The organism is Streptomyces sp. NPDC048349, assembly GCF_040651925.1.
In the GTDB taxonomy this organism is placed as follows: Bacteria; Actinomycetota; Actinomycetes; order Streptomycetales; family Streptomycetaceae; genus Streptomyces.
Window position 1 is genome coordinate 16,354 of the sequence record NZ_JBEZLA010000036.1, and the last position, 20,959, is coordinate 37,312.

Genomic DNA, 20,959 nt, shown 5'->3' on the forward strand with positions numbered 1-20,959 from the left:
GTCACGGCTCCTGGTCGTTGAGGTACGGCGCGACGTCGGCGCCGAAGGCGGTGATCTGGTCGACGAGTTCGGCGCGGTCGCGGCTGCGGAAACGGACCTGGATCTGGTCCACGCCGAGCGCCTTGTACTCCCGCAGGGACTCGGCGAGCGCCTCCGCCTTGCCGGTGAGGGTGCGGCGGCCGGTGTCCCAGCCGGGCTCGCCGACGTACAGCGCCTCGGTGATCGCGCCGAACTCGAAGGGGCCGGTGGCACCGGCCCCGGCGCGCAGCTCCTTGATGCGGGCGATCTGCGCCGGGAGCTCGCCGCGCGGGTCGCCCTGCGGGAGCCAGCCGTCCCCGCGCAGCGCGGCCCGGCGGACGGCGGCCGGCGAGGAGCCGCCGACCCATACGGGGATCCGTTCCTGGGCGGGCCGGGGCAGCTGGCCGAGGTCCTTGAAGGAGAACAGCTCGCCCTCGAACTCCGGGTACTCCTGCGGGCCGAGGGCGGCCCGCAGCGCGTCGAGGGTCTCGTCGAGCACGGCCCCGCGGCGGGCGAAGTCCACGCCGAGGACCTCGAACTCCTCCTGGACGTGCCCGGCGCCGACACCGAGGACCAGCCGGCCGCCGGAAAGGTGGTCGAGGGTCGCGTACTGCTTGGCACTGATCAGCGGGTGGCGCAGGCCGAGGATGGCGACGTGGCTGAGCAGGCGCACGTGCTCGGTGATGCCGGCGAGGAAGGACAGGGTGGCCACCGGGTCGTACCAGACGGTGCTCATGGGCCCGGCGAGCCGCCGCGGGATGGCCACGTGGTCGCAGGTGGCCAGGTACCCGAAGCCGGCCCGGTCGGCGGCCCGCGCCACCTCGGCGAGATCGGCGGCGGTGGCCGACGCCTCCCAGGGCTCGGCGTAGATGGTGCTCTGCGACTGGACCGGGAGCTGCATCCCGTAGACCAGCCGACCTTGCGGAAACACGCGCGCCATGCCGGACCCGCCTCGCCTTCGTCTGCCGATGCGTCGTATCGGTGCCGGGCCATCGTCGTAGCTGACGGTCCGTCAGGCAAGGGGCTGGGCGGATCCCTGTCGGCGCGGGCGGAGGCGCCGTCGCGGCCGGATGCGCCGTCGCGGGCGGAGGCGACGTCGCGGGCGGAGGTCCGTCGGGCGCGGGGGCATCGTCGCCGTCCCGTTCGCCGAGCGGCGGGACGGCGGCGCGGGCGGAGGCGCCGCCGCCGGCGAAGGCGTCGTCGACGTCGCGTTCGCCGAGCGGCGGGACGACGGGACGGCGGGACGGCGGGACGGGCCGGAGCCCGGATCTCACGTCACGGGCAGTCCCCGGTCCCGGTCAGAAGCCTTCCGGGCCCATCACGATGACCGGCTCGGCCGCGGGGTCGAGGGTCTCGAGGACCTTCTTCATCGCCTGCTTCGGGATGCCGACGCAGCCCTGCGAGGGGCCGTCGTGGTCCACGTGGAGCCAGATGTTGCCGCCCTTGCCCTCGCCTTCCGGCTTGACCGGGTCGAGCGGTGAGTTCCCCGGCCTGCGGTTGAAGTCGATGGCGACGACGTAGTCGAAGGATCCGGCCAGCGATTCGCCGTTGACCCCGCGACCCGTGGCGACGAAGGCGCGGTCCTTGTCGTAGGGGAGCCGGGTGCCGGGCGGCGGCGGCAGCAGCCCGCCCGCGTCGGTGAGCGCGAAGACGCCCTGAGGGGAGGTCAGGTCCCCGTACGTGCGCTCCGTGGACCAGCCCTTCGCCCCGTTGCGGGCCGGCCAGCTCTCGCCGCGCACCCAGTCGGCGCCGGCCGCGGGGCGGGTGTAGAGCGCGGCGGTGGACTGCGAGGAGTCCCCCGCCCGGCCGATGACCAGGATGAGCTGGCGGGACTCGGCCGGGATCTTCGCGAGGGTCTGCGCGCTGATGCCGGTCAGCCCCTGGAGGGGGTCCCGGGGAGCGGCTTCGGGTGCCTTCTCGGGAGCGCCCCCGGAAGCGTCCTTCGGCGCGTCACGGCGGGCGTCGCGCGCCGCGCGGTCCGCGGCCGGGGGGCGGGAATCGGCCCGCGCCTGGGCCGCGCTGCCCACGGCGTTCTCGTCGAGGGCGTACACCCAGCCCGCCGCGAAGGTCAGCAGGCCGAAGGTGGCCGCGAGGGCCACGCGGCGCGACGTGGGCGAGGACGTACGAGCGCGTCCCGCACGAGGCGTACGCGACGTACGGAGCGTGCGGGAGCGGGCTCGGCGGTGCTTGCTCATTGAACCGACCGTACATCAGCCGCCCTTCACTCCGGCTGAACGCTGCCCTGCCGCCGGAAGGTCTGCCTCCGGGAAGCGGACGCGGACGGTCAGCCCGCCCTCGGGCGCCGGATTGGCCCGCGCCGCCAGTTCCGCCCCGTGCGCCCGCGCGATCGACGCGACGATCGACAGCCCCAGACCGGCGCCCTCACCTGCGGTGTGCTGCCGTTCCGCGCGCCGCCGGAACGGCTCCAGGAGCCTTGGCACATCGGCCGGATCGATGACCGGGCCGGTGTTGGACACCGTCAGTTCCCCCTCGCCGGAGGTGGTCAGGCTCAGCCGGCCGCCCGCGCGGTTGTGACGTACGGCATTGGTCAGCAGGTTGCGGACCAGGTGGCCCAGCAGGGCGCGGTCCCCGGTCACCGTCAGGGGGACCAGGATCCGCTCCACCGTCAGGCCCCGCTGCGGACAGGCCGCCAGCTCTGCGGCGGCGAGCGCCGCCAGGTCCACCCGTTCGGTGGAGTCCAGCCCCTCCTCCGACACGGCGAGCAGCAGCAGCGACTCGACGAGGTGCTCGCCGGAGTCGGCGACGCCGATGAGCCGTTCGCGGATCCGGGCGACCCGCTCCGGCGACGGGTCCCCGGCGAGCCCGATCTCGGCCGCCGCCCGCTGCACGGCCAGCGGCGTGCGCAGCTCGTGCGCCGCGTTCGCCGCGAACCGCCGCTGGGCCGACACGAGATGCTCCATCCGCCCCAGCATCGCGTCGAAGGTGTCGGCGAGCTCCTTGAGCTCCCCGGGCGGGGCCTCGAGGGCGATCCGCTCGTGCAGGTTCTCGCCGGACAGCCGCCGCGCCGTGCCCGTGATCACGGCGAGGGGACGCAGCACCCGCCCGGCCATCCACCAGGCCAGCCAGATCGACAGCACGGCGAAGACGGCGAGCGCGATGAGCGAGACGATCAGCAGCCGGTGCTGGGTCGCCTCGGTGACGGCGCCCGTCAGGTTCTGGGTGAGGGCGTACACGCGCAGCTGCTCCTGGGTGGGCGCCTCGCCCGGGCCCGCGGTCTGGGCGGGGACGGGGCTGCGGCCGGGGTCCACGTCCAGCCGTTCGCCCAGGCGCAGTGCGGGGCTGACGGTGCTGACGGCCCCGCTGACACTGGCGTACAGCCCCTGGCCGAGCAGGACGTACACCAGGGCCACCAGTCCACCGCCCGCCAGGAGCAGCAGTGACCCGTACAGGGCGGTGAGCCGGCCGCGCTCGGTGCGCAGGACGCCCCGCGGGAAGCGGGTCATCGGGCGGCGATCCGGTAGCCCGCGCCCGGCACGGTCTCGATGAGCGGCGGCTCGCCCAGCTTGGCGCGGAGCTTGCTGAGCGTGACCCGCACGGCATTGGTGGAGTAGCTGGTGCCCTCCTCCCAGACCTCCTCGATGAGGTCGTCGTTGCTGACCACGGCGCCCTCCGCCCGCAGCAGCGCCTCCAGGACCGCGAACTCCTTGCGGGACAGGGCGAGCCGGCGCCCGTCGCGGCTGGCGCTGCGCCGGGCGGTGTCGACGGCGACCCCGGCGCGTTCGAGTACGGGCGGCAGGGCGGGTCGGGTGCGCCGGCCCAGCGCGAGCACGCGGGCGAGGAGCTCGTCGTAGGCGAAGGGCTTGGTCAGGTAGTCGTCGGCGCCCAGGCCCAGGCCCTCGACCCGGTCCCGAACGGTCCCCGATGCGGTCAGCATCAGGACGCGGGTCAGCAGCCGCTCGCGCACGACCTGGCGGCAGACCTCGTCGCCGTGCAGGCCGGGGAGGTCGCGGTCCAGGACGAGGACGTCGTAGGCGCCCAGGCGCAGCCGTTCGAGGGCCTCGAGGCCGTCGCCCGCCTCGTCGACGGCCAGCGCGTCGCGGCGCAGCCCCTCGGCGATCATCTCCCGGAGGAACTCCTCGTCCTCCACCACCAGTACGCGCATGGCGTCCTCTCTACCGGAGAGGGGTGTTTCGGCGGGGTAAGCACGGGGAGAGAGGGAAGCGAAAGGGCCCTTTGCCGCAGGGTCGGGCCCATGAAGCGATCCCTCATCATGACCACGGCCGCAGCCATCACCGGCCTCGCCCTCGCCGTCACCGGGTGCGCGAACGGCTCGACCGGCTCGACCGGCTCGACCGGCGGGCAGAAGGACTCCGCGCCGGGCGGCGGCTCCGCAGCGGGCTCCGGCTCCGGCTCGGGTACGGACGCGGACAACGCCGTGAAGATGCGCCAGTGCCTGCGCGAGCACGGCATAGACGCGCCCGACCCCAAGCCCGGCCAGGACCCGCGCGGGATGACGGTGGGCGGCGGAGTCGACCCGCAGAAGATGCAGGAGGCCATGAAGGCCTGTGGGATGGGCGGCCCGGGCTCGGGCAAGGAGCCGACCCAGGAGGAGAAGGACAAGGAGCTCAAGTGGATCCGCTGCATGCGCGAGAACGGGGTCCAGCTCAAGGACCCTGACTACAGCGGCGGCATGCGGACCGGCATCGAGGTCCCCCCGGGCCAGGAGAAGGCCTTCGAGGACGCCCAGAAGAAGTGCGAAGCGGCCAGGTCGTGAGGAAGCGGGCGAAGTGGCTGCTGGGTTCGCTGGCCGTCGTGCTCGCCGCCTCGGGCGGCGGGTACGCGGTCACGGCGGCCCAGCCGCAGCGGGAGAGCGGGCGCGAGCAGCGCGGCGACGGGCTGCCGCCGGCCACCGCACCGGTGCAGCGCGGTGACCTCAGCTCGGGCCTGCGGGTGGAGGGGACCCTCGGCTACGCGCAGGAACGCAAGGTCAACGCGGCCGGGCCGGGCGTGCTGACCTGGGTCGCGGGCGAGGGCACGGCGGTCGAGCGGGACGGACGGCTGTACGAGGTCAACGGCAGGACGGTGCGGCTCATGTACGGGTCCACGCCGATGTACCGGCCGCTGAAGTCCGGGGACAAGGGCGAAGACGTCAAGCAGCTCAAGCGCAATCTCCAGGCGCTGGGGTACGGCACCGGGCTGGACCCGGAGGACGGCGCCTTCACGGCCGGTACGGCGACGGCGGTCAAGCGGTGGCAGAAGGCCCACAAGGTGCCGGAGACGGGCGAGGTCGCCAAGGAGGACATCGCCTTCGCCCCGGGGCCGCAGCGGGTGCGCAAGAACGACGCGGCGGTCGGTGACGAGCCCGGGCCGGGCAAGCCGGTGATGACCCTGACCGGCACCGAACGGATCGTCCGCTTCGAGATGGACGCGGCGAAGGCGGGCACGGCGAAGACCGGCGAGCCGGTCACCGTGCGGCTGCCCGACGGCGCCACCGTCACCGGGAAGATCGACTCGGTGGGCGCCACGGCCGGCCCTGACGAGAAGGGCGACGGGGGCGGCCCGGGCGGCGGTGACAAGAAGGCCAAGGTCGAAGTGGTCGTCGCCCTGGACAAACCCGCCGAGGTGGGCACCCCCGACCGGTCCCCGGTGTCGGTCGGCCTCACCGGCGAGACGCGCAAGGGCGTGCTGTCCGTACCGGTCAACGCGCTGCTGGCGCTCGCCGGCGGCGGCTTCGGCGTACAGGTCGTCGAGGACGGCAGGACGCGCGAGGTCGGGGTGCAGCTGGGCATGTTCGGCAACGGCCGGGTCGAGGTGACCGGCGACGCCCTCGAGGAGGGCATGCAGGTGGGGATCCCGAAGCTATGACGCACACGCATCCCGGCCCTCTGCCCGGTCCCGGTCCCGTTCCCGTGCCCGGTCCCAATCCCGGTCCCGTTCCCGTGCCCGGTCCCGGTCCCGTTCCCGTGGTCGAACTGGCCGGGGTCACCAAGGAGTACCCGGGCGGGGTCACGGCCCTGCGCGGGGTCGACCTGACCGTCACGAGCGGCGAACTGCTGGCCATCGTCGGGCCGTCCGGATCCGGCAAGTCCACCCTGCTGCACATCGTGGGCACCCTGGACCGGCCGACGGCCGGCGGGGTGCGGATCGCCGGCCACGACATCGCGGCCCTCTCGGACCGCTCGCTGTCGGCGCTGCGCTCCCGGCACGTCGGCTTCGTCTTCCAGTCCTTCCACCTGGTGCCGGGCGTCAGCGCCCGGGCGAACGTCGCCGAGGGGCTGCTGTACTCCGGCCTCCCGCGGGCCGAGCGCGGCCGCCGGGCGGAGCGAGCCCTGGAGCGGGTCGGGCTCGGCGACCGGCTGGACCACCGGCCGCACGAGCTGTCCGGCGGGCAGAAGCAGCGCGTGGCGATCGCCCGCGCGGTGGCGGGCTCCCCGGACCTGCTGCTGGCAGACGAGCCGACCGGCGCGCTGGACACGGCGTCCGGGGAGTCGGTGATGGAGCTGCTGCACGAGCTGAACGCGGACGGGGCCACCATCGCCGTGATCACCCACGACCAGGAGATCGCGGCGAGCCTGCCGCGCCAGGTGCGGATCCGGGACGGCGAGATCGTGGCGGACGTCCGCGGCACGGCGGCCGCGGCGGCCGGACCGGGGGTGGCGCGATGAGCCGCACGAGCCGCACGAACCGCACGAGCCGTCGTGCGCGGACCCGTACCGGAAAGCTGACGCCGCCGAGGCTGTCCCCCCGTGACGTCCTGCACGTCGGGTCGGCCGGTCTGCGCTCGCGCCCGATGCGGGTGTTCCTGTCCGCGCTCGGCATCGCCATCGGTATCGCGACGATGATCGCGGTGGTCGGGATCTCCTCCTCCAGCCAGGCCAAGCTGCTGCGGGAACTCGACCGGCTCGGCACGAACATGCTGGTCGCGACGCCCGGGCAGGGAATGTTCAGCGGGCAGGACACCACCCTGCCCAAGGACGCCCCGGGCATGATCGCCCGCATCCAGGGCGTCGAATCGGTCGGCACCACCGGTGACGTGGCCGAGTCCGTGCGCCGCTCGGAGAACGTTCCGCAGGTGGAGACGGGCGGGATCGTCCTGAAGGCGGCCAAGGACGACCTGCTGGGCACGCTGCGCGCCCGGATGGGCAGCGGTACCTGGCTCAACGAGGCCACCGGCCGCTACCCCTCGGTGGTGCTCGGCGACGTCTCGGCGCGGCGTCTGGGCATCACCGGGCCCGGCCAGCAAGTGTTCATCGGCGGCCGGTACTTCACGGTGATCGGGATCCTGGCGCCGGTACCGCTGGCTCCGGAGATCGAACGCTCGGCGCTGATCGGCTGGGAGGCGGCCGAGCGGCTGCTGGGCTTCGACGGGCACCCGACGGCGGTGTACGAACGCTCGGCGGACGACCGGGTGGCGCAGGTGCGGGACCTGATCGCCCCGACGGCCAATCCGCAGACGCCGAGCGCGGTCGCGGTCAGCGACCCGTCGGCGGCGCTCCAGGCGAAGGCGGCCACCGAAGGCGCCTTCAGCACCCTGCTGCTGGGACTGGGCGGGATCGCGCTGCTGGTGGGCGGGGTCGGCGTCGCCAACACCATGATCATCTCGGTGCTGGAACGCCGCCACGAGATCGGCCTGCGCCGCTCGCTGGGCGCCACGAAGGGCCAGATCCGGGTCCAGTTCGTGACGGAGTCCCTGCTGCTGTCCGGCCTCGGCGGCCTGGCGGGCATCGCGCTCGGCTCCGCGGCCACGGCCGTCTACGCCCGGGTCGGCGACCTGCCCTGGGTGGTCCCCCTGTGGGCGGTGACCGGCGGCTTCGCGGCCACCCTGGCGATCGGCACCCTCGCCGGCCTCTACCCGGCGGTCCGGGCGGCCCGGCTGTCCCCCACGCTGGCGCTGGCGGCGGGATGACCCGGGCCCCGGGGCGATCACCGGCGTACGCTGATCCGATGCGAACTCCACGTCACGCAGCGCGCGTTGTCATCCTGTCCCCCGCCGGGTCGGTGTTCCTCTTCCGCGAGAACAACGTGGAGGTGGGCATCCACTGGCTGCCGCCCGGTGGGGGGATCGACCCGGGCGAGAGCCCCGAGGACTGCGTGCGGCGCGAGCTGCGCGAGGAGACCGGCTGGACCGACCTGGAGCCGGGACGGCTGCTGTGCACCTGGGAGCACGACTTCACCCACCAGGGGATCCCGGTCCGCCAGCACGAGCACATCTACCTCACCACGGGCCCGCACCGCGAACCGGTGCTGGAGGAACCGGGCATCCACTGGCAGTGGCTCTCCCCGCAGCGCCTGGCCGCCCTCGGCGAACCCGTGTGGCCGCCGCGCCTGCCCGACCTCCTGGCGAACGCACCGGCCGAACCGGTCCACTACGGGCTGCTGAGCTAGTTCTTGGCCGCGCCGGCTCCTGCGCCCGCGCCCGTGCCCGCGCCCGTGCCCGCCGCCTTCGCCGTGGCCTTGGCGTACAGCGAGGCGGCGTAGTCGCCCAGGATGGTGCTGGTCGACACGTCGTCCGTGTCGCCGCCGGTCAGGATCCCGATGATCTTCCCGTCGCGGGCGATCCAGGCGCTGCCGCTGGTGCCGCCGGGGAAGTCGGCGCAGTCGAAGCGCTGTTCGGTCGCGCTCTCGCGGACGGTGACGGCCGTGCACGTACGGGGCACCTTGCGGTCGGCGGGGTACCCGGTGACGGTGACCTCCTCGCCCGAGCGGCCGCTGGTGTCCAGCACGGCCCCGCCCGTCACGTCCTCGATGTTCCGGCCCGAGGGGTCGGGGGCCAGGCGGGCGAAGGCGAGGTCGTAGCTGTCGTCCGTGCCCTCGGCCCAGCGGTCGTCCTCGAAGACTTCCTCGAGCTTCCACGTGCCGTAGGGCGCGATCCCGTTGGCGTACGCGGGTGCGAAGACGGCGGTGCCGCCGCCCTGGTCCCCGTCGAGCAGGCAGTGCCCGGCGGTGACGATCAGGTTCCGGCCTGGGCTCTGCACCACGGTGGCGGTGCAGAAGTGGTCGCTGTCCAGGCCGTTCGTGAACAGCGCCCCGGTGAAGGCCGCGGGTCCGCCGGGCTGCGGGGTGACGGCGGGCGGCAGCGTGCTCTTGGGCGGGGTGGACAGCTGCGGCTTCGCCGCTTGCGAACGCGACGGAGCCGTCGGCGAGGCCGTGGGCCCGGCCTTCGCCCGCAGGGGCGCGCCCGCCTCCGGCGGCGGCACCAGCTCGGCCATCGCGGCGGAGGCCCCCAAGGCCGCCGCGGCACACAGCACCACGGTCACGACGGTCCGCTTGTCCACCGGCATGATGATCCTTCCGCTTTGCCCCGGCGAAGCATGCCCCGGGGGCAGGGCCGGGTGCAAGGGGCACCGGATCCCGCCCCCGCGCCGGGCCCCTCGTACGGCGGCCGCGTTCAACCCCCGTACAGGCCCTCGATCTCCGCCGCGTACCGCTCGGCGACCTGCCGGCGCCGGAGCTTCAGCGTCGGCGTCAGGGTGCCCGCCGCGATCGTGAAGTCCTCCGGCAGGACGTGGAAGGCGCGGACCCTGGCCGGGCGGGAGACCGTGGCGTTGGCCTGCGCCACCGCCGTCTCGATCAGGGCGCGGACCGCCGGGTGGGCGGCCGGGGCGGCGCCGAGGTCGAGGCCCTCGCGGGCCGCCCAGGCCTCGACCTCCTCCGCGTCCAGGGTGATCAGGGCCACGGGGTACGGGCGGCGGTCGCCGATCATGACCGCGCGGGAGACGTAGCGCGAGCGCTGGATGGCGAACTCGACCTCCGTGGGGGTCAGGTTCTTCCCCGCCGAGGTGATGACGATCTCCTTCTTGCGGCCGGTGATCCGCAGGTACCCGTCGGCGTCCAGTTCGCCCAGGTCGCCGGTGTGCAGCCAGCCGTCCGGGTCCAGGGCCGCCGCCGTCGCCCGCTCGTCGGCGTGGTAGCCCGGGAACACCATCGGCCCCCGCGCCAGCACCTCCCCGTCCGGCGCGATGCGCACCTCGCAGCCCGCGATGGGCCGCCCCACCGTCCCGTACCGCACCGCGTCCGGGTGGTTGAGGGAGATCACGCCGCCCGATTCGGTCATCCCGTACCCCTCGTACACCGCGATCCCACACGCCCGCAGGAGGTCCAAGGTCGCCGGCGCGATCGGGGCGCCGCCGGTGAGCGCCCACTTCAGGCGGCCCCCGAACGCGCCCCGGACCAGGGAGTACAGCGACTTCTCCGCCGCCTCGTACTCCTCCCGCCGCTCCTGCGGGAGCCGGCCCTCCGCCGCCAGCACGCCCAGCCGCACCGCCTCCTCCAGGCGTTCGCGGCCACCGTCCTCGGCCTCCGCCAGCGACAGCACCACCGAGTGGAGCTTCTCGAACAGCCGCGGCACGGACGGGAGATGGGTGGGGCGGACCTCGGAGAGCTCCGCCAGCACGTTCTCGATCCTGCCGCCGAAATAGCAGAGCTCCCCGCCCTCCAGCAGGGTCGTGAACTGGATGAGCTGCGCCAGCAGGTGGGCGAGCGGCAGGTAGAGGTACGTGGAGTCCCCCGGACCGCCCTTGACCAGCGGGAGGGTGGCGTCCTGGATCGCGCCCAGATTGCCGTGGGTGAGGCGGCAGCCCTTCGGCAGGCCGGTGGTGCCGGAGGTGTAGACGATCGACGCGTCCGCCTCCGGCGCGACGTCCGCGGCGCGCGCGAGGAGCTCGGCCTCGGGGGCCTGCGGCAGGCCGGGCAGCGCGTCCATCCCCACCACGGCACGCAGCGCGGGCAGGTGCTCCCGCAGCCCCTCGACCCGCGCCGCCTGCGCCGCGTCGTCGCAGACCACCACCACCGCCGCGGAGTCCGACAGCACCCAGACCAGCTCCTCCTCCCCGGCCGTCGGGTAGACGGGGACGAGGACCGCGCCTGCCGCGAGCACCCCGAAGTGGGTGTACGTCCACTGCGGCCGGGTCTCGGCCAGGACGGCCACCCGCTCGCCCGCGGCGACCCCGAGACCGAGCAGGGCCCGCCCGACGGCCATGACCTCCGCGCCCAGTTCCGCGTACGTGCGGGTCTGCCAGCCGGCGTCTCCCGGTGCCCGGAACCTGAGGGCGGTCTGCGGCCCGTACCGCTCCCCGGTCCACTGGGTGAACCGCGCCAGCGTGATCGGCCTGCCGTCGGCGTCCGTGTCCATCGCGTGCCCTCCCGGGAGTTGGTGACCCCCGACGCTAGGCATCCGGCGCGGCCCGGCGGCATGACCGGAAGCGTCACCCGCACTGGCCGCAGCGCTCATCCCGGCCGGGCCGGGCCGCCGCTTGCGTATCGCACGGCGGCGCGGGGAGCTACCGTCGGACCATGGGGAGGCGGACGATCACCGTGCACCACGTGCGGGCCCTGCTCGCGGGGGCCCGCGGCAGCGGCATCGACACGGTGCCGCTGCTCCAGGAGGCGCAGATCCCGCCACTGCTGCTGGGCGACGACCGGGCCCGGATCACGCCCGCGCAGTTCGCCCGCCTGTTCCGCGCGCTGTACCGGACCACGCAGGACGAGTTCCTCGGCCTGAGTCCGGTGCCCAGCCGCCCGGGCACGTTCGCGATGATGTGTTACGCCTCGCTCGGCTGCCGGGACCTGGGCGCGGCCATGGAGCGCGCGGCCGCGTTCTACGGGCTGTTCCCGGGCGGGCCGGAGCTGGCGCTCGACGTCGTGGGCGCGGAGGCGCGGTTCTCGGTGCGCAACGATTTCGCCCGGGACGAGGAACGCTTCCTCACCGAGTGCGTGCTGGCCATCTGGCACCGGCTGAGCAGTTGGCTGATCGGGCGGCGCATTCCCCTCGCGTACGCGGCCTTCGCGTACCCCCCGCCGCCGCACAGGGACGAGTACGAGATCCTCTTCGACTGCCCGGTGCGCTTCGGGGAGGCCCGGACGGGCGCCGCCTTCGACGCGCACTGGCTGACCGCGCCGCTGGTGCGGGACGAGCCCGCGCTGGACGCGATGCTGCGCCGCGCCCCCTTCGACCTGCTGTCGCGACCGGAGTACGGGACCACGGTCGCGGAGCAGGTCCGCCGGGCCCTGACCCGGCAGCTGCGCGCCTCGCCGCGGCTGCCGGGGCTGGGGGAGGTGGCGGCGCGCCTCGCCGTCTCCCCGGCCACGCTGCGTCGCCGGCTGCAGCAGGAGGGGACCTCGTTCCAGCAGCTGAAGGACCACGTCCGGCGGGACGCGGCGATCGCGGGGCTCGCGGAGAGCGGTGAGCCGATCGCGGAACTCGCTTCCCGGCTGGGCTTCTCGGAGGACACGGCGTTCCACCGCGCGTTCCGCCGCTGGACGGGCACGACCCCGGGCGCCTACCGCCTCACCTCCGGCGGCTAGAGCGGGCGTGGGGGTGGTGTCCTGAATACGGCGATCGCCCTGACCCGGCCGAAGAGCCGGCCGGGGCAGGGCGAGTCGTCGCTGCGGCGCTACGAGGTGTAGTAGCCGGCCACGTCGGCGATCAGATCGACCGATCCCGCGTTGTTGTAGAAGCTCACCTTCCCGTTCACCACGGGGACGACGACCAGATTCGGAATCGTCTGCCCGGCGGTGAAGTTCAGGTTCGACGCGCTGGTGCGGGTCGTGCCGTTCGGGTACACCGAGACATAGCTGCCCGTGGTGGGATCGGTGGCCGTGACGTTCAGGACCACGGCCGTGACCCCGCTCGCCGGGATCCCCGCCGTGCCCGTCGCCTGCAAGGTCACCGTCCCGCCCTGGCCCACCTTCGCCTTCGGCACACCCAGACCCTCACGCGTGTCCATCAACCGCGTCGGCGTCATCGGCTTGTACGTCGAACCCGAACCGTCCGTCGTGTAGTAACCGGCCACGTCCGCGATCAGATCGACCGACCCCGCGTTGTTGTAGAAGCTCACCTTCCCGTTCACCACGGGAACGACCACGAGATTCGGAATCGTCTGCCCAGCGGTGAAGTTCAGGTTCGACGCACTCGTGCGGGCCGTGCCGTTCGGGTACACGGACACGTGACTACTGGTGGTGGGGTCGGTGGCCGTGACGTTCAGGACCACGGCCGTGACCCCGCTCGCCGGGATCCCCGCCGTACCCGTCACCTGCAAGGTCACCGTCCCGCCCTGGCCCACCTTCGCCCTCGGCACACCCAGACCCTCACGCGTGTCCATCAACCGCGTCGGCGTCATCGGCTTGTACGTCGAACCCGAACCGTCCGTCGTGTAGTAACCGGCCACGTCCGCGATCAGATCGACCGACCCCGCGTTGTTGTAGAAGCTCACCTTCCCGTTCACCACAGGGACGACCACGAGATTCGGAATCGTCTGCCCAGCGGTGAAGTTCAGGTTCGACGCACTCGTGCGGGCCGTGCCGTTCGGGTACACCGACACGTGACTACTGGTGGTGGGGTCGGTGGCCGTGACGTTCAGAACCACGGCCGTGACCCCCGACGCCGGGATCCCCGCCGTACCCGTCACCTGCAAGGTGACCGTCCCGCCCTGGCCCACCTTCGCCTTCGGCACACCCAGACCCTCGCGCGTGTCCATCAACCGCGTCGGCGTGATCGGCTTGTACGTCCCCTGGCCCGAGGACGCGGGCGGCGTCACCGTCAGCGTGCCGCGCGGGTACTCGCTGCCGAGCGCCATGACGCTGATGTTCCAGTTGCCGGCCGGGGCCGTGCGCAGGTCCACCGTCGCCTTCAGCGTCCGGGCGTCCGCGGAGACCGAGACGGTCTTGGCCGTCAGCGGCGCCGGGCCGCCGGTCAGTTGGACGGTGTTGCTCATGCCCAGCGCCGTGCCCTGCACGGTGAGGGTCGCGACGGTGCCGCTCTGTGCGGTGTTCGGCGTGACCGTCCCGACGGACACGTCCTCGGCGCCGCAGGGCGCGGTGGTGCAGACGAGATCGGCTCGGTACGCCGTACCGTCCGCGCCGTCCGGCAGCCCGAGGACGAACACGCTCTGGTCTGCGCCCTGGCAGTTGTACGGGGACGAGGTGCCCGTGCAGAGGTTGAACCCGGAGTTGTTGTAGAGCGCGGGTTCAGGGATCGCCTGCCCGCCGTCCGTGGCGGTGATGTCGACCCTGAACCGGTCACCCGAAACGCTCGGCAGGACGGCACACACGCCGGTGCGCTCCGCGGAGAGCGTGCCGGTCAGCGGGCCGTACCCGTACGCGACCGACCCGGCGCGCGTGCACTCGGGCGCGGGGCCGGCGGCCGAGGCGAACCGCCAGACGTCGAGGCGGTAGGAGGCGGGCACGGACCAGTTCTCCGGGACCTGGGTGACGACCTGGTAGCCGGTGGAACCGGTGGCCCTGCACGCCCAGGTCTTCTGGTAGCAGGCGATGTCGCCGGCGCCGTTCATGACCAGCGTGTGCGTGCTGTCGTGGGCGTCGCGGACGTTGAAGCGAAGCCGGTCCGTGGCGGCGGTCGTGGTGATCCGGTGGCAGCGCAGGGTGCCGTTCGCACCGGACGTGCCGGTCGTGGCCGGCGCGCCGACCGCCGTCGCGGCGGAGGCGGTACAGCCCTTGGCCGTGGTGGTGACGTCCCGGCGGACCAGGGTGTGGCTGCGCGGAGCGTCCTGGCCCTCCAGGAGCACGGTGTACGCCTTGCCGGCGGTGAAGGAGCAGCTGCTGAGGCCGTCCGTCCGGAGCTGCTGGCCCGGGGTGGGGTGGTCGTAGCAGGAGGGCCCGTTGCCATCGGTGTCGATCAGGGTGATCGCGAAGTCCGGGTACAGCTCCGTGTCGTCCGGGAGGCCGTAGCGGATACGGAGGAGCTCGGAGGTGGAGTGTGCGTCCGCCGGAATGGTCAGGCAGTGCGAGAAGACGCCGTTGCCGGTCTCCAGGCGCACGGCCGCCGCGTCGTCGGCGAAGCTCCCGGCCGGCAGGACCTGACAGCCCGCCTGGAGCACGTCCGTACGGACGAAGTGGACGCCGTACGGACCGGTCGCGCCGGTGTCGTCGGCGTGCACCAGCGCACGGAACGGCGCCGTTCCGGTCAGGGCACATTCGCCGCGGACCAGATCGCCGGCGTCGCACTGCGCAGCGCCGTTCCGGTCGACCACCTCGACCTGGACGCTCACGCCCGCGCCTCCGCGCGAGGTGAGGGCCGCGATCCGCGCGCCCTGCGGGCTCGGCAGCTGCAGGCAGTGCGTCTGGCCGGCGGTGGCGAACGTACCCGCGTACCGCCCCTCGGCGACGGTGACGCAGTCCTCGGCGGCCGGCGCGGCCTGAGCGGCGCTCACCGGCAGGAGGAGCGCGGCGAGGACGGCGAGCAGGCACGTCACTGCGGTGGAAATCGGGCGTCTCGCTGACGCCGCAGTCGTTGGCATGAACCCCCCAGGGTGATGTGCGACGAGCGATCGTCGCACACCCGTGCGGGAGCGGAGCCAAAGGCTCCGGGACGGGGCGGCGCCCCCAGGCACATCCAGCCCCGCCTGCGCTTGAGGCGCGGGGTCCGGGGCGGAGCCCCGATCCGTGAGCCGCGCCCCCGACGCCCCCGACGGCCCCGACGGGCGACGGCTGCGACTCGCGGCCAGGAAAGGTGAGCTGCACGGTCAGCGACGTTCCTACCGGTCGGTCACTACCTTCGCCTCACCTGCCCCCACACGGACCCTTGGGAGAGCCGCCCATGCGATTCCGAAGCACCGCCCTGGCCGCCGTCGCCGCCCTGGCCCTCTCGGCCGCCGCCCCCGCCGCGACAGCCAACGCCGACGCCGACGCCACCGCCACCGAAGCCACCGCCCGCCCCGGAGACCTGGTCAGCAGCGCCCCGTCCGCCTTCCACCCGCTGCCCGGCCAGCCCACGAACACCAAGGCCTGGAAGATCCACTACCGCTCCACCACCGCCGACGGCGCCCCGAACACCGTCTCCGGCACCGTCATCGTCCCGCAGGACGGCCGCACCGGCCCGCGCCCGCTCATCACGTACGCCGTCGGCACCGTCGGCATGGGCGACTCCTGCGCGCCGAGCAACAACCTCCCCCACGGCACCGCCATGGAGGCCAACCTCATCCAGCAGCTCACCCTGCGCGGCTGGGCCGTGGTCGTCACCGACTACGAGGGCCTCGGCACCCCGGGCGTGCACACCTACACGGTGGGCCCCTCGGCCGGGCACGCCATGCTCGACGCCGCCCGCGCCGCCACCCGGCTCCCGGAGGCCGGCCTCCCGGCCGACACCCCGATCGGCATCATGGGCTACTCCCAGGGCGGCCAGGCCAGCAGCTGGGCTGCCGAGCTGCACGGCTCGTACGCGCCGGAGTTGAAGGTCAAGGGCACGGCGACCGGCGGCGTCCCGGCCGACCTGCTGAAGGTGGCCGACTTCAACAACGGTTCCTACGGCTCCGGGCTGATCTTCATGGCGGCCGCCGGCCAGGACGCGGCTTTCCCCGAGCTGGAGCTGGACTCCTACCTCAACCCCGCCGGCAGGCGGCTGGTCGCCGGCATGAAGGAGAACTGCGTGGCGATCGACGCCATCGCCGGCTCCTTCAAGCGCATCTCCGACCTGACCACCCGCAACCCGCTCGACCAGCCCGACTGGCAGGCCCGGCTGAACCAGAGCAGGCTCGGGCGCACCGCCCCGGCCGCGCCGGTGTACCAGTACCACGCGCTCGGCGACGAGTTGATCCCGTACGGCGTGGGCCGGGCGCTGCGCTCCGACTGGTGCGCGAGGGGCGCGAACCTCGAGTTCGACACCATCGTGATCGGTGAGCACGTCAGCGGCGTGATCACGCAGTCGCTCGCGGTCGGCAACTGGCTCGCGGACCGCTTCGCCGGGCGCGCCACGCACGCCAATTGCTGACGCGCCGCTCCCGCTCCGCCCCGCTCCGCGCTCCGCGCCTGCCCCGCCGCTCACCCCGCGGCGGGGCAGGACCGCGTCCCGGACGGCAGCCTCCCGTCGAGCAGGAAGTGGTCCACGTACTCCCGTACGCAGGGCGAGGACACGTAGCCGGTGTGCCCGTCCCCCTTGTAGTCGACGATCACGGCCGAGCCGAGCCGCTCGGCCGTCTCCTCCGTCCACTCGTAGGGGGTCGCCGGGTCGCCGCGGGTCCCGACCAGCAGCATCCGCGGGGCGCCCGGGCGGTCGATCCGCCGGATGAAGTCGGTGCCGGCGGGTCGCCCGTAGCAGGAGAGCACCGTCATCAGCTGGAGCGGCCCGAAGATCTTCGAGGCCTTGAGGAACTCGCCCTCCAGGGCGGCCAGTTCCTTCTCGATGGCTGCCGGGCCGGCCGTGGCGTCCGACCGGTCCGGGTCGTCCGCGCAGCTCACGGCGAGGAGCGCAGCCTCGGGGTTGTCGGCGGGCACCGTCCCCGGGCCGGCGTCCTGCTCGGCGTCGCCGGGCGCCTCGGCCGGTCCGCCGAGCTGGAGCAGCGCCGCCGGGTCGCCGCCCCGCTCGGCGGTCGCCAGCGCGTCGGCGAGCGCGGGCCACATGAGCGGTGAGTACAGGGCGGTACCGATCGCCCCGACGAGGTCCTGGCCGGTGACGTACGAGCCGTCGTGGCCGACCAGGGGCTCCTCGTCGAGCCGGGTGACCAGGGCTTCGACCTTCTCCTTGGCGGTGCGGGTGTTGGTCCCGTAGACGCAGTCCTGCTGGTGGGCGCACCAGGTCAGGAAGTGCTCCAGGGCCCGCTGCTGGCCGCGCGCCGAGGTGAGGGCCTGCTCCGCCAGCGGCTCGGTGAGGGTGTCGACGCCGTCGAGGACCATGCGCCCGGTGCTGCGGGGGAACTGCGCCGCGTAGACGGCACCGAGCTTGGTCCCGTAGGAGAAGCCGAGGTAGTGGAGCTTCTCGTCGCCGAGTGCCCGGCGGATCGCGTCCATGTCGCGGGCGACGTGGACGGTGCCGACGTACGGGAGGACCGGGCCGGAGGCGAGCTCACAGCGTCGGGCCACGGCCCGCAGGGCGGCCAGCTGCGCGGCGGCGTCGGCCCCGGCGTCCTCGTCGGCCTGCCGGGAGCCGCCGCAGGAGACGGGCTCGCTGTGGCCGACCCCGCGCGGGTCGAAGGCGACGAGGTCGTAGCGCTCGCCGAGGTCGGCGAAGGCGTCGGGATCGGCGGCCAGACCCGCGATGCCCGGGCTTCCGGGGCCGCCGAAGTTGAGCAGGAGCGAGCCGAGGCGCTTCGTGCGGTCGGTGGCCGGTATCCGGGCCAGGGCGATCTCGACGGTGCCCTTGCCGGGGGCCGCGTGGTCGAGGGGCACCGTGACGGTCCCGCACCGCATCCCGGCCGGTACGGGCCGTTCGGGGCACGGCCCCCACCGGATGCGGGCGGCTGCGGGTGCGGAGCCCGGGCCGGGGTCGGGGGCGGGGTCGAAGCGGGGGCCGGGAGCCGCTCCGAGGCAGGCCAGGACCAGCACCCAGGCGGCGGCGACACGGGAACCGCCGCGGGAACGGGGGCGGCGTCGGGGGCGGGAACGGTGCACGGCGCCCTCCTCGGGCTTCCCCCCGGACCGCTGGAGCGGTCAGCCCACCATAAGCGCCCCGGTGCGCCCCCGCCCCTCGGCCGGGCGGAGGCCTGACGGGCCCGGGGCGTGGCGGCCTGGTGACCTGGCGGCCATGGGAAACCCGGGGAGGGACCCGGAGGGACCCGGGAGGGAACCGGCAGGGAACCGGCAGGGAACCGGGAGGGAACCTAGCGGGGCCCCCGGTACAGCTCGTCGATCTCGCGTGCGTAGTCGCGGGCGATGGCGCCCCGCTTGAGCTTCAGCGAGGGGGTCAGGTGGCCGCGCGCCTCCGTGAAATCCCCCTGGAGGACGGCGAAGCGGCGGATCGACTCGGCGCGCGACACCAGCCGGTTCGCCTCGTCCACCGCCCGCTGGAGGTCCGCCCGCAGCTCCTCGTCCCGCACCAGCTCGTAGATCGGCACGCCCTGCTTCTTGTGCATCTGGCGCCAGTGCAGCAGGCCGTCCGGCTCCAGGGTGATCAGGGCGGTGATGTAGGGCCGGTTGTCGCCGATCACCATGCACTGGCCGACCAGGGGGTGGGCTCGCAGCCAGTCCTCCAGGGGGGCGGGGGCCACGTTCTTGCCCCCGGAGGTGATGATCAGGTCCTTCTTGCGTCCGGTGATCGTGAGGTACCCGTCGGCGTCGAGCTCGCCGATGTCGCCGGTCGGCAACCAGCTCCCGTACGGGACGCCCTGGCCGCTGTTCCAGTACCCGGCGAAGACGTGGCGCCCGCCGAGCAGCACCTCGCCGTCGTCCGCGATCCGCACGGCCGTACCGGGCAGCGGCCAGCCGACCGTGCCGAGCCTCGGCCGCTGCGGCGGGGTCACCGTCGAGGCGCCGGTCGTCTCCGTGAGCCCGTACCCCTCGAAGACCTCGATGCCGGCGCCGGTGTAGAACGCGGCGAGGCGGCGGCCGAGCGGGGATCCGCCGCTGAGGACGTAGCGGACGCGGCCGCCGAGCGCGGCCCGGATCCGCCGGTAGACGAGCGGGTCGTACAGCGCCCTGGCGACGCGCAGTCCGAGCCCGGGCCTCCTGCCGTCCACGGCCTTCTCGCCCAGGCGCTGCGCGAGGCGCGCGGCCCGGTCGAAGGAGGAGGCCCGGCCCATCTTCTCGGCGGTGGCCCGGGCGGTGTTGTAGACCTTCTCCAGGACGTACGGGATGGCGAGGAGGAAGGTCGGCCGGAATCCGGCGAGGTCCGCGAGGAGCTCTTCGGTGGCGATGCTGGGGGCGTGGCCGAGTTTCACCCGGGCCCGCATGCAGCCGACGGCGACCATCCGTCCGAAGACGTGGGACAGCGGCAGGAAGAGCAGGGTGGAGGCCGGGTCCTTGCTGACCGACTTGAAGACGGGGTGCAGCAGCTCCACCGCGTTGTCCACCTCGGCGAAGAAGTTGCCGTGCGTGATCACGCAGCCCTTGGGCTGCCCGGTCGTGCCCGAGGTGTAGATCAGGGTGGCGACGGAGTCCGGGGTACGGGCGGCCCGCCGTGCGTGCACCACCGCGTCGGGCAGGTGCTCCCCGGCCTTGGCCAGCCGGGCGAGGGCGCCGGTGTCGAACTCCCACAGGTGCGCGAGCCAGGGCAGGTTGGACCGCTCGGCGCTGACGATCCGCGCCTGCGCGGTGTCCTCGACGGCGCAGGCCACGGCGCCGGAGTCGTGGAGGATCCAGCGGGCCTGGAGCGCGGAGGAGGTGGGGTAGATCGGTACGGTGACCAGCCCGGCGGCCCATCCGGCGAAGTCGAGCAGGGTCCACTCGTAGGTCGTACGGGCCATGATGGCGAGCCGGTCGCCTTCCCGCAGGCCTTCGGCGATGAGCCCTTTCGCGACGGCGAGCACCTCGGCGGCGAACTGCGCCGCGCTCACGTCCCGCCAGGTCCCGTCCCGGTCCTTGCGCGCGAGGACCGCCTCTCCGGGCGCTTCGCGCGCGTTGCCGAAGGGGATGTCGCCGAGCGATCCGCTCTGCGGCACGACCGCCAACGGGGGCATCCGCACCTCGCGCACCACCCCGTCGACCATGGTCTTGAGGGGCTCCACGGGCGCGACGGGCGCGGCGGGCCTGACCGGCCTCAACTCGGCTTCCACGGTGCACTCTCCTCGGCCGGGTAGTGAGTTACCGCCGGTAATGTAGGCAGGGCCGGGCCCGCCCGACCACCCCCCGGACCCGTTCTTCACGCAGGCTCCACGCCGCCGCCCCACTCCCGGCCGGATGAAGTACCCGCCCAGGTGCGGACGAACGGCCCCGAACGGCAGTGGCTGCATTTATCTACGAAATCAAAAAGAGGGCCACTGGATGCGGCCCCCTCTTTTTCTGCCCGAGATTCAGCCGAGCAGCGCCTTGACCGCAGTGATCACCGGCACGCCGGCTTCTCCGACGAGCGCCGCGATTCCGGAAAACGTCCGGAGCAGTTTCCTGAAGCGGTCCTCGGGCGGATTCGAACTGATCTCCTCGATCGCCGCATCCACCTCGGCCCGGTCGCTGTCGTCCAGGTGCTTGCGCATCTCCCGGACTTCCTCGAGGAGCGTCTGCAGGGCCGACGCCTCCGCCTCCGGGCCGCCCACGCGCTTTCCGCCGGCCACGATGTCACCGGAGCCGGTGTGCTCCGCCCTGCCGATGCTCCCGGCCC

Annotated in this window: 17 protein-coding genes; 7 read left to right on the forward strand and 10 right to left on the reverse strand. The window is 73.6% G+C overall.

What is annotated here, in order from left to right; translation table 11 throughout:
- Window position 1: 1 nt before the first annotated feature.
- The 4 genes from AB0D44_RS20350 to AB0D44_RS20365 all read right to left on the reverse strand — a co-directional run bounded on the left by AB0D44_RS20350 (window position 2) and on the right by AB0D44_RS20365 (window position 4,141).
- The gene (locus AB0D44_RS20350; RefSeq protein WP_362592686.1) at window positions 2-958 is read right to left on the reverse strand and encodes an LLM class F420-dependent oxidoreductase; all 957 of its coding nucleotides are present in this window, start codon (window positions 956-958) and stop codon (window positions 2-4) included.
- 358 nt (window positions 959-1,316) lie between these two features.
- Entirely contained in the window at window positions 1,317-2,213 is an 897-nt protein-coding gene (locus tag AB0D44_RS20355; RefSeq protein ID WP_362592689.1) for a hypothetical protein, read from the reverse strand.
- Between the two features lie 15 nt (window positions 2,214-2,228).
- A complete protein-coding gene (locus AB0D44_RS20360; RefSeq protein WP_362592692.1) occupies window positions 2,229-3,482 on the reverse strand; it encodes an ATP-binding protein in 1,254 nt (417 codons plus the stop codon).
- Window positions 3,479-4,141, reverse strand: a complete 663-nt coding sequence (locus tag AB0D44_RS20365) for a response regulator transcription factor (RefSeq protein WP_362592695.1) — start codon at window positions 4,139-4,141, stop codon at window positions 3,479-3,481. Before AB0D44_RS20365 ends, AB0D44_RS20360 begins: the two co-directional genes overlap by 4 nt.
- Before the next feature lie 90 nt (window positions 4,142-4,231).
- Here AB0D44_RS20365 and AB0D44_RS20370 point away from each other — a divergent pair, with 90 nt between their 5' ends.
- The 5 genes from AB0D44_RS20370 (at window position 4,232) to AB0D44_RS20390 (ending at window position 8,364) form a co-directional block, all read left to right on the forward strand.
- Window positions 4,232-4,753: a hypothetical protein gene (locus tag AB0D44_RS20370; RefSeq protein ID WP_362592698.1), complete on the forward strand. Its 522-nt coding sequence runs from the start codon at window positions 4,232-4,234 to the stop codon at window positions 4,751-4,753.
- Complete coding sequence (locus AB0D44_RS20375) at window positions 4,750-5,844, forward strand: peptidoglycan-binding protein (RefSeq protein ID WP_362592700.1); 1,095 nt, start codon at window positions 4,750-4,752, stop codon at window positions 5,842-5,844. The genes AB0D44_RS20370 and AB0D44_RS20375 overlap by 4 nt, the downstream gene beginning before the upstream one ends.
- A 74-nt stretch (window positions 5,845-5,918) precedes the next feature.
- A complete protein-coding gene (locus tag AB0D44_RS20380; protein ID WP_362592702.1) occupies window positions 5,919-6,644 on the forward strand; it encodes an ABC transporter ATP-binding protein in 726 nt (241 codons plus the stop codon).
- On the forward strand, window positions 6,641-7,885 hold the full coding sequence (locus AB0D44_RS20385) for an ABC transporter permease (protein WP_362592705.1): 1,245 nt from the start codon (window positions 6,641-6,643) through the stop codon (window positions 7,883-7,885). The genes AB0D44_RS20380 and AB0D44_RS20385 overlap by 4 nt, the downstream gene beginning before the upstream one ends.
- Window positions 7,886-7,923: 38 nt before the next feature.
- Window positions 7,924-8,364 (forward strand): NUDIX domain-containing protein, encoded by a 441-nt coding sequence (locus AB0D44_RS20390; RefSeq protein ID WP_362592708.1) that lies wholly within the window; start codon window positions 7,924-7,926, stop codon window positions 8,362-8,364.
- Here AB0D44_RS20390 and AB0D44_RS20395 read toward each other — a convergent pair.
- Together AB0D44_RS20395 and AB0D44_RS20400 are read right to left on the reverse strand one after the other, a co-directional pair.
- Window positions 8,361-9,254, reverse strand: a complete 894-nt coding sequence (locus AB0D44_RS20395; RefSeq protein ID WP_362592711.1) for a trypsin-like peptidase domain-containing protein — start codon at window positions 9,252-9,254, stop codon at window positions 8,361-8,363. The genes AB0D44_RS20390 and AB0D44_RS20395 overlap by 4 nt on opposite strands.
- Before the next feature lie 113 nt (window positions 9,255-9,367).
- On the reverse strand, window positions 9,368-11,110 hold the full coding sequence (locus AB0D44_RS20400) for an AMP-dependent synthetase/ligase (protein WP_362592714.1): 1,743 nt from the start codon (window positions 11,108-11,110) through the stop codon (window positions 9,368-9,370).
- Window positions 11,111-11,271: 161 nt separating this feature from the next.
- On the opposite strand from AB0D44_RS20400, the gene AB0D44_RS20405 reads away from it, so the two are divergent.
- On the forward strand, window positions 11,272-12,282 hold the full coding sequence (locus AB0D44_RS20405) for an AraC family transcriptional regulator (RefSeq protein ID WP_362592717.1): 1,011 nt from the start codon (window positions 11,272-11,274) through the stop codon (window positions 12,280-12,282).
- Between the two features lie 89 nt (window positions 12,283-12,371).
- On the opposite strand, the gene AB0D44_RS20410 is transcribed toward AB0D44_RS20405, so the two are convergent.
- Entirely contained in the window at window positions 12,372-15,188 is a 2,817-nt protein-coding gene (locus tag AB0D44_RS20410; RefSeq protein WP_362592720.1) for a hypothetical protein, read from the reverse strand.
- 344 nt (window positions 15,189-15,532) lie between these two features.
- Here AB0D44_RS20410 and AB0D44_RS20415 point away from each other — a divergent pair, with 344 nt between their 5' ends.
- Window positions 15,533-16,702 carry a lipase family protein gene (locus tag AB0D44_RS20415; RefSeq protein WP_362592723.1) on the forward strand — a complete coding sequence of 390 codons (1,170 nt, stop codon included), beginning with the start codon at window positions 15,533-15,535 and terminating at the stop codon, window positions 16,700-16,702.
- A 50-nt stretch (window positions 16,703-16,752) separates the two neighbouring features.
- Here the strand turns inward: AB0D44_RS20415 and AB0D44_RS20420 are convergent, their stop codons facing one another.
- The 3 genes from AB0D44_RS20420 to AB0D44_RS20430 all read right to left on the reverse strand — a co-directional run.
- Window positions 16,753-18,318 carry an alpha/beta hydrolase gene (locus tag AB0D44_RS20420; RefSeq protein ID WP_362592726.1) on the reverse strand — a complete coding sequence of 522 codons (1,566 nt, stop codon included), beginning with the start codon at window positions 18,316-18,318 and terminating at the stop codon, window positions 16,753-16,755.
- A gap of 209 nt (window positions 18,319-18,527) precedes the next feature.
- Window positions 18,528-20,351: an AMP-dependent synthetase/ligase gene (locus AB0D44_RS20425; protein ID WP_362592852.1), complete on the reverse strand. Its 1,824-nt coding sequence runs from the start codon at window positions 20,349-20,351 to the stop codon at window positions 18,528-18,530.
- 303 nt (window positions 20,352-20,654) lie between these two features.
- The coding region (locus AB0D44_RS20430; RefSeq protein ID WP_362592729.1) for a hypothetical protein at window positions 20,655-20,959 on the reverse strand (305 nt) is incomplete at its 5' end.